6 protein-coding genes are annotated in these 8,889 nt (G+C 40.4%); 3 read left to right on the top strand and 3 right to left on the bottom strand.

From position 1 onward, the window contains the following. Positions 1–105: 105 nt before the first annotated feature. On the bottom strand, positions 106–786 hold the full coding sequence (locus B2V92_RS17315; RefSeq protein WP_293310455.1) for a hypothetical protein: 681 nt from the start codon (positions 784–786) through the stop codon (positions 106–108). 698 nt (positions 787–1,484) lie between these two features. Between B2V92_RS17315 and B2V92_RS17320 the strand changes: the two genes are divergently transcribed. The 3 genes from B2V92_RS17320 to B2V92_RS17330 all read left to right on the top strand — a co-directional run bounded on the left by B2V92_RS17320 (position 1,485) and on the right by B2V92_RS17330 (position 6,784). Next, on the top strand, positions 1,485–4,694 hold the full coding sequence (locus B2V92_RS17320) for a TonB-dependent receptor (RefSeq protein ID WP_293310457.1): 3,210 nt from the start codon (positions 1,485–1,487) through the stop codon (positions 4,692–4,694). Between the two features lie 104 nt (positions 4,695–4,798). Next, complete coding sequence (locus B2V92_RS17325) at positions 4,799–6,550, top strand: ABC transporter ATP-binding protein (RefSeq protein ID WP_293310459.1); 1,752 nt, start codon at positions 4,799–4,801, stop codon at positions 6,548–6,550. An 18-nt stretch (positions 6,551–6,568) separates the two neighbouring features. After that, positions 6,569–6,784: a PLDc N-terminal domain-containing protein gene (locus tag B2V92_RS17330; RefSeq protein ID WP_293310461.1), complete on the top strand. Its 216-nt coding sequence runs from the start codon at positions 6,569–6,571 to the stop codon at positions 6,782–6,784. 365 nt (positions 6,785–7,149) lie between these two features. Here the strand turns inward: B2V92_RS17330 and B2V92_RS17335 are convergent, their stop codons facing one another. Together B2V92_RS17335 and B2V92_RS17340 are read right to left on the bottom strand one after the other, a co-directional pair. Next, positions 7,150–8,436 (bottom strand): MFS transporter, encoded by a 1,287-nt coding sequence (locus B2V92_RS17335; RefSeq protein WP_293310463.1) that lies wholly within the window; start codon positions 8,434–8,436, stop codon positions 7,150–7,152. Between the two features lie 177 nt (positions 8,437–8,613). Then, positions 8,614–8,889 (bottom strand): RagB/SusD family nutrient uptake outer membrane protein (locus B2V92_RS17340; RefSeq protein ID WP_293310465.1); only part of this gene is annotated, 276 nt, incomplete at its 5' end.

The following is an 8,889-nucleotide window of genomic DNA, read 5'->3' on the forward strand; positions in this document are numbered from 1 at the left end:
CCAACTGTCGTACCTCCTCGCAATGACGACTTTTTGCGGCTTACCGGTGCGCTAGAATTATTGCGTCACTAAATGCAACATTCATCCCGATAGTTTATTAATGGCTTATACCTCCGTTTCCTCACCACCCTTTCTGTGCCTTGCCCCCAACCTGATCACAATCCTGGCATTTTCGTAATCGGTAACAAATTTTTCATTGGTGTTCTCCCAGATTTTGATCAAACGATCGAGCTTAAAAAAGGAAGTTTTAAGTTCCATCAGCAAGGTGGGTATAGCATTGTTAAAACCTTTACGTTCGGCTATTACCACCCTTGGGTTATCTTTATGTTCTTTAAATTTAGCAATATGCTCGTGGAAAAGTTCGAGATCTTTTTCTGCAAGTCCGTAAGGTTTAAGTACATCTTTTAATCCATCAATACGGCTGTAAATATGTTCTAATGCAGGGATCAACTGCTGGTCGGGCAATCTTTGTAATTGGGTTGCAGATGTTTTAAGTGCATCAAACAATATCTTATCGCCAATTTCGAGGGCATGGATCTGCCCCAAACCCGAGTATTTAACTGCAGCGCCAATGGCTGCATCGGCCGTTTGATATTTGGTTGCTGTTGCGCCAGTACTTTTTACACCTGCACTGTTTATAGCCAGGCCAATACTTTTTACATCTTCATCAATTTCGGCAACAACTTTACTAAATGCAGCCTGAGTGGCCCAGATTGGCTTATTCGCGTTTAATACCTGTAACGTTACATTAGCCATTGTTAGGTAGTTTTCTTCTTTTTGCGTCATGTTTTTTGTTTTTAGATAAATGTTAATAATGGTTTTATTCTGTTTATCAATGCCTTGTTCGAAAGCAATACACCGATGCTTTTATGCAAGAGCTGTATGTTTTATCACCACAGCCAATTGTTTGGCTTCCATTATGATTTGCTAAGCTTCCCGTGTCAATTGTTTCACTTCCACTATGCAATGTTTGGCTGTTACTGTGCTTTGCTAAGCTTTCAGCATCAATTGTTTTGCGTATACTGTCAATTGGTCAGCATACAGGTCGCTATGTTTTGCTGCAACTGACGGTTGGTCATCAGCAAGCATTAAAAAATATTAAAACAGCATATGACCGGCCTTAATACCATAGCACTGTTATTGTGGGATGTTGGGCTTTTAGCCCGTTTTGGGGATGATTTTGGACCATTAAAGGGCCCCGGAATACAATTGCTGCCCTAAACCAGTTAACAGAGCTGTTTGATTGGCAACCATATCACTAATTTAATCATTATTAATCAAAAGGAAAATTGATATAATAAATTTTAGCAACAACTTGCCTAACATTAGCTTAACACAAAAGGCCAATATTAATTTATCGGTTGCTGTTTATTTTAACATCAGCATTAAAAAGTGGCAGGTATTAAACCAATTATTAATATAAAATCAGAATTGAGTTAACAGCACAGTAACATCTTTGTGATCATAAAATCAGAAAACTAATCATGATGAAAAATTTACTAATGGCAGTGTTGCTACTGTTGTGCTGTACCTATAATGCAGCCCTGGCGCAAACTACACAAGCATCAATTTCGGGTATTATTACCGATCAGCAAAAGAAACCCATCCCCGGTGTTTCAGTACAGATCCGGAACAACTCTACCGGTTTCACCACTAAATCCTCTACCAATGCACAGGGCGAGTATACTTTTAAGGAGTTGCCTTTAGGTGGGCCTTATTCGGTAAAAGCCCTTTATGTAGGCTTTGGCGAGCAAACCAGAACGGGTTATTACCTTAACCAGGGCGATGCGGTAAAAGTTGCCATCAATATGCAGGAGGCTTCTCAGGATTTAGAAGCCGTGCAAGTAGTAGGCACAACCTTAAAAAACAAAATCGAAAACATTGGTGCAGCCACAGCTATATCGGCAAAGGCTATTACGCAATTACCGGTTAACGGACGTAACTTTACCTCATTAATGGATTTATCGCCATTAAGCAGGGGAGGTAACATCTCGGGGCAGTTAGGTTCATCAACCAACTACACCATTGATGGTATGAATGCAAAAAACCCAACATCGGCCGGAAGTACAACCAGCCGCAGCGGTGCACCATACTCTATTTCAATAGAAGCGGTACGCGAGTTTAAAGTAGTAACCAACCAGTACGACGTTACTTACGGACGTAGTGGTGGTGGTACCGTAAGTGCCGTAACCAAACAGGGTACCAATACATTATCAGGAAGTGCGTTTACCTATGGCCGTGCCGATTGGTTATCAAGCGGGTATGACATCAGGGGAAATAAACGTCAGGCCGATTTCTCTACCTATCAGTACGGTTTCTCATTGGGTGGTCCTATCATTAAAGATAAATTACACTTCTTTGTAGCCTGGGATCATCAGCGCGATGCCCGTCCGTTAGTAATTGCCGATGTTCAATCTCCAGCAGATGAGCTTCGTTACAACATAAACCGTTCAACCCTCGATTATTTCGTTGGTGTTGCACGTTCTAAATATGGCGTTGCAAACTCGCAACAATATGGCTCTTTCCCTAAAAAGAGAGGATCGGATGCAGGTTTTGCCCGTTTGGATTGGCAGATTGATGAGAAGAACTTACTAACCATCCGTGATAACTATACTAACGACCGTAATAATTTAGGTTTAGAAGATAATACAGCTATCAACTTATACGAATCGACTGGTAACGATAAAAACGTTGATAATAGTTTATTGGCGACTTTACGTACATCAATCAATTCTAAATTAACGAACGAATTAAAAGTACAACATTTATATACTTATCAGAAAAGTTCGCCCGGCGATCAGTTGCCAGCATCAAACATTCCACGTGTAATTGTAGAAGGGGTAACTTCGGTAATTAATGGTACCAACAGGGCAACCAATATCGAAATGGGCGGCCACCGTTTTGCACAGGAAGGATTTACCAATAATGTATTGCAATTTGTAGATAACCTTTATTACAACACCGATAAAGTAAAATACACTTTTGGTGTCGATTTTATGTACACCCATGCCAAATCGCTATATGGTAGCGAGGTAAACGGCCGTTTCCACGTTCAGGCAGGTACAAAAGATGTAATAACCAGTGCCCCTGGCGTAACACCTGTGGTAACTACCAAGGTACCTAACTTTGATAATTACGAAAACGGAACAGCTTACCGCTTTTTCCGCGAGGTGCCCTTAATGGCCGATCCGAGTGTTCGCTCAAACATCATTAATGCAGGTATATATGCACAAATGCAAACAAAACTGGCCAAAGGTTTAGATTTAACCGCAGGTATCCGTCTAGATTATGCACATTATCCATCGTCGCCATTAAATCAACTGGTATTTGATGAGCTGGGTGTACGTACCGATAATAAATTAAAATCATTTGTTATCCAGCCCCGTGCACAGTTTACCTGGGATATTAACGAACAGAAAACCGATTTCATCCGTTTTGGAGCAGGTGTATTCGCATCAGATATCAACAACTACGTTACCATTAATAACTTAACTTTTGATGGTAAACATTACGGAACGGTTGATACACGTTTGGGTATCCCAACCGCTTATTTAACAGGCTACAGAAACGATCCTTCAACAGCACCAACGCTAAACCAGTATCAAATTGCAACCATCAATACTTATGGCGAAAATGCTAAAGTACCGGTTGTGTATAAATCGAATTTATCTTATAGCCACTTTTTCACACCAAAATTAAGGGTGGGTATTGCAGGATATGTAACCTTGGGCAGAAACAATTACGTTTATACAGATCGTAACATGGTTGCTAATCCATATTTCAGGCTGGCAAATGAAGATAACCGTGGTGTATATGTCCCTTTAGCAAGTATCCCAACTAGTAATGGCGCTGCTGATTGGCAAAGAGGACGTATTAGTGATAAAATAGGCCGTGTGTTAGAGATGAACAGTAACGGTAAAGTAAATCAGTTTGCTGTGGTGGCCGATGCTACCTGGCAGTATTTCAGGGATGGTGAAGTTACAGTAAGTTATACCTACAACGATACAAAAGATAATACCTCATTTAACGGAAACGTTGCCAATACTTCAACATTATCGTTGCCTGTTAAAGATGATCCGCGTAATTTAAGCAACATGACCTATTCTGATAACCAGTTTAGGAACAAGGTTGTTTTTTATGCAACATCGCCTAGCTTAGCCGGCTTTAATATTGGTGTGCGTTACTCGGGTATCGGCGGAACACGTTATAGCTTACTTTCTGGTGCCAATACTAATGGCGATTTTGTTGGAACAAATGATCTTGCATTTATCTTCGACAGAAACAATCCTAATGTTGCAGCAAATGTGCGTAATGGTTTACAGGCCATTTTAGACAACCCTTTGGCAAGTCAGAGTTTAAAAGATTATATCAATAAATATTCAGGACAGATTGCGCAGCGTAATGGTGGTATTAACGGCTTTTATGGTATTGTTGATGTAAGGATCACTAAAAAATTCAAATTGTACCAAAGCCACACAATCGAATTATCGGTTGATGCGTTTAACGTAGGTAACATCTTCAAAAAAACATGGGGTGTTAACGAATCGTTGGGCTCGCAGGCATTATATGCATTGCAAAACCCGGCATTTGATGCTACCAATCAAAAATTTAACTACAATGTAAACAACGCAGGTATTGTAACTCCTTCGGGCAACCCTTACCAGTTCCAGATTGGTTTACGCTACGGTTTTTAACCAAACTCTTAGCTAAGTTTCTTAGCTTAAAGTCATAAAAAAGGGGAATGGATTTTAATCCATTCCCTTTTTTTATGTTTGCATTCACAAACAACAAAACTTTCATGGGATTATTACTCAACTACCTGAAAAGCCACAAATGGATAGTGGCCTTAGCGTTATTGCTTGCAGGTTTAAATATTGGCTTTTCTTTAATGGATCCACTTATTACCGGAAAAATTTTAGACCGCTTTATCAATAAAAAAAGTTCGTTAACCTATGCCGAATACCTTTGGGGTTCGCTGGGTTTAATCGGCCTGGCCATCGGCGCAGCAATGGTTTCGCGTATTGCCAAAAACTTTCAGGATTATTTTACCAGCGTAATTGTGCAAAAGGTTGGGGCAAAAATGTATGCCGATGGTTTGCAGCATTCGCTAAAATTGCCTTATCAGGTTTTCGAAGATCAGCGCAGTGGCGAAACTTTGGGCATTCTGCAAAAAGTACGTTTAGATTCGGAAAAGTTTATTACCGCATTTATAGGGATTCTTTTTGTGAGTTTAATCGGAATGGTATTCGTAATTGTTTATTCGTTTACGGTGAGCTACAAAGTTACTTTGGTTTATTTTTCGGCAATTCCTATTATCAGTTTCGTGAGCTGGTTTTTAAGCCGGAAGATCAAAACCATCCAACGCTCTATTGTTGGCGAAACCACTGCTTTGGCAGGTTCTACAACCGAATCGTTAAGGAATATCGAACTGGTTAAAAGTTTGGGGCTGGCTGATCAGGAAATCGAAAGGTTAAATAAAACCACCTACAAAATCCTTGGCCTCGAACTTAAAAAAGTAAAATACGTACGCAGTATGAGCTTTGTTCAGGGTACTACCGTAAACCTGGTACGCAGTACCATGGTGCTGGTTTTACTATTACTCATTTTCGACAATACCATTTCTGCCGGACAATATTTAACCTTCCTCTTTTATTCTTTCTTCCTTTTCGGGCCGTTACAGGAGTTGGGAAATGTAATTTTAGCCTGGCGTGAAGCAGAGGTTTCGCTGGCTAACTTTAAAAAGATTTTAAGTACACCTATCGATAAAAAACCGGAGAACCCTATCTCAATTGCTAAAATTAAAGACCTTACTTTTAGCAGCGTTGGTTTTAAACATTTAACCGCTAACAGAAATGCTTTAGAAAACATTTCGTTCAAAACCCAGAACGGGCAAACCATTGCTTTTGTTGGCCCCTCAGGTTCGGGAAAAACCACCTTGGTTAAGCTACTGGTTGGTTTATATCAGCCAAAAGATGGCGAGATTTTGTACAACGGCATTCCGAGCCATAACATCGATCTTGATGCTTTACGCGAAAAAATTGGTTTCGTAACTCAGGATACGCAGTTATTTTCGGGTACCATCCGCGAAAACCTGTTGTTCGTTAATCCTAACGCCAGCGATGAGGAATGTTATAAAGTTTTAAATCAGGCCGCCTGCCAAACTTTACTGGCCCGAGCTGATAAAGGCTTAGATTCGTTAATTGGCGAAGGTGGTGTAAAGGTTTCGGGTGGTGAAAAACAACGTTTATCAATTGCAAGAGCATTGCTGCGTCAGCCCGATATTCTGGTTTTTGATGAGGCTACCTCTTCGCTCGATTCGATCACAGAAGAAGAAATTACCAAAACGATCCGTTCGGTTTCAGATTTAACCGATCACATTACCATTTTGATCGCCCACCGTTTATCGACCATTAAACATGCCGATAAAATTTATGTACTCGAGAAAGGCCATATTATTGAGCAGGGTAAACATGAAGAATTAATTGCACAAAACGGTTTATATCAGGCCATGTGGCGCCAACAAATCGGCGAAAGAGTTGTTGAAGCTTAAGGAACAATTAAAATTACCATGTTACTAGCACAAGTAGAAAGCAATCAGATCGCTATTATCATTATTGTTGCAGCCATAATTTGGCTGGCATTAATATTAACAGCCTTGTACCACATATCCCGGAACAGCTCGATGGGCGCTACGGTAAAGGTACTTTGGTTTATCATTATACTTTTTGCCCCCTTTTTAGGTTCGATTATTTACCTGATATGGGGAAAGAATAAGAAGTTTTAAGATAAAGGGTTTAACGCGATCGTCACCCTGAATTTAGTTCAGGGTCTATATAACATAACATCAAGGTTCGTGATAACACGAACCTTTTATTTTTTGCCACAGATGCACACAGATAAACACGGATTTAATATGTGTATTTATTTCGGTAGGCTTGCATGAGGGATAGCAGTGTAAATCCTTTTTTGATTTTTCATCAAAAAAGATTGTAACGTATAGCCCGACCCTTGCGCAGCTTGGGGCATGCCCAAATCATAAAATGTAAGACACTGAATAATTCCTATAGCAATCCATTAAAAATTTTGGATTAGAATTAAAGAGTTGTCAACTTTTTTGCCAACGTGCTACTAAAGTTGACAACTCTGCCATTAAACAGCCTTAGTTGTTTGCTCGTTAATATCCTGCAAACTTAATTTAGTAAGCGATTTCGTTTTTAACCAGGTAATCCCTGCAATAGCAATCGTCATACTTCCGCCAAAAACCACAGCTGGCACTAAGGTTAACAGTCTTGCCGAAAGTCCGGACTCGAACTCCCCTATTTCGTTCGACGAACCAATAAACATACTATTTACTGCCGAAACACGTCCGCGCATATCATCAGGTGTAAGCAACTGCATAATGGTTTGGCGGATGATAACGCTCACACTATCGAAAGACCCCTCCAGGAATAAGAAAAATAGCGTTAAATAGAAGTTTTTAGATAATCCATAACAGATGATGCTTAAACCAAAACCGGTTACCGCAATCAGCAGGTTTCTCCAGGGTTTGCCCATGGGTGAAAAACGGGTCATGGCCAACATCGTTAATACTGCTCCCAAAGAAGCCGCACCTCGCATCATCCCCAGACCGTAAGAGCCCAGATGGAAAACATCTTTTGCAAACATCGGCAACAAGGCCACTGCCCCGCCAAAAAATACCGAGAAAAGATCCAAACTCATGGCCCAAACCATCATTTTGGTTTTGAATACAAACTGGATTCCTTCTTTTAAACTATGGAATATATTTTCTTTCGGAATGTATGTTGAAGGATGTTTTTTCAGCGTAAAGATGCAGATTAGCGAGATGGATACCAGCACCACGATAAAAGTGTAGGCTGCAGTGATACCCCACAACCAGTTTACAAAACCACCTGCTACCGGGCCGATAATGGTGGCCAACTGCCAGCTGCTGCTGTTCCATGTACTCGAATTGGGATAAAGCTCCTTAGGTACAATCTTCGCCATCAGCGAGAAAGTTGCCGGTCCGAAAAAACCGCGGGCAATACCGATACAAAATACCAGTCCGTACATAATCAGTACAATCAGATCTTCTTTTAAATGAAGGTATTTACTGGTAATAATGAGCATTAAAACCGAAGCCAGCCAAACACCCGAAAAAATCTTGATGAGCAAACTTCTTTTCTCGCTTTTATCGGCAATATAACCGCCATACAAGGCAATCCCAATGGCTGGGATGGCTTCGCATAAACCTACTAAACCCAGTTTTAAGGGATCGTGTGTTAAATCGTAAATATGATAGCCAATAACAACAGCCTGCATTTGGTAGGCCAGTGTAAAAAAGAACCGCATGCCCAAAAACGATCTGAATTCTTTATAGCGCAGGGCTGCGAAGGGGTCTTGTTTTACAATAACGGAGTTGGGGTCTGAATCTGCCACAGAAAAAAGTTTATTTGCAAAACTAAGCTTTGAAAATTAAATATGGGAATAGATAAACGTTTAAGATGTGATCTTTTTCCATTAAAGCGTAAAAATAACCGATCATATGGTCCAAATCTTTATTCCATAAAAAACCCGACAGATCATACGATCTATCGGGTTATCCAGCATGGTTGTTTAGTAACCCGGGTTTTGTTCGAGCAGATTGTTCTTATTTACCTCATCACGGCTAAATGGCCTGAAATAAAGTTTATTGTCCCAGCTTCTGTTCTCCTGTGCGTTTTCTTCAACAGGGCTATAGGTATAGTCATAAACTGTTGGGTCATAATGGTAAGGGGCCGACATGGTTTTGCCAGCTTTAAACTTACCGGTTACTTTAATATAAGTAACTTTTCTGCCCAGGGTTTCGCCTGCAATCAGCCATCTGCGGGTATCATGATAACGTTGTTCTTC

Origin of the sequence: Pedobacter sp. UBA5917 (assembly GCF_002432345.1) — a bacterium.
Lineage (GTDB): Bacteria > Bacteroidota > Bacteroidia > Sphingobacteriales > Sphingobacteriaceae > Pedobacter.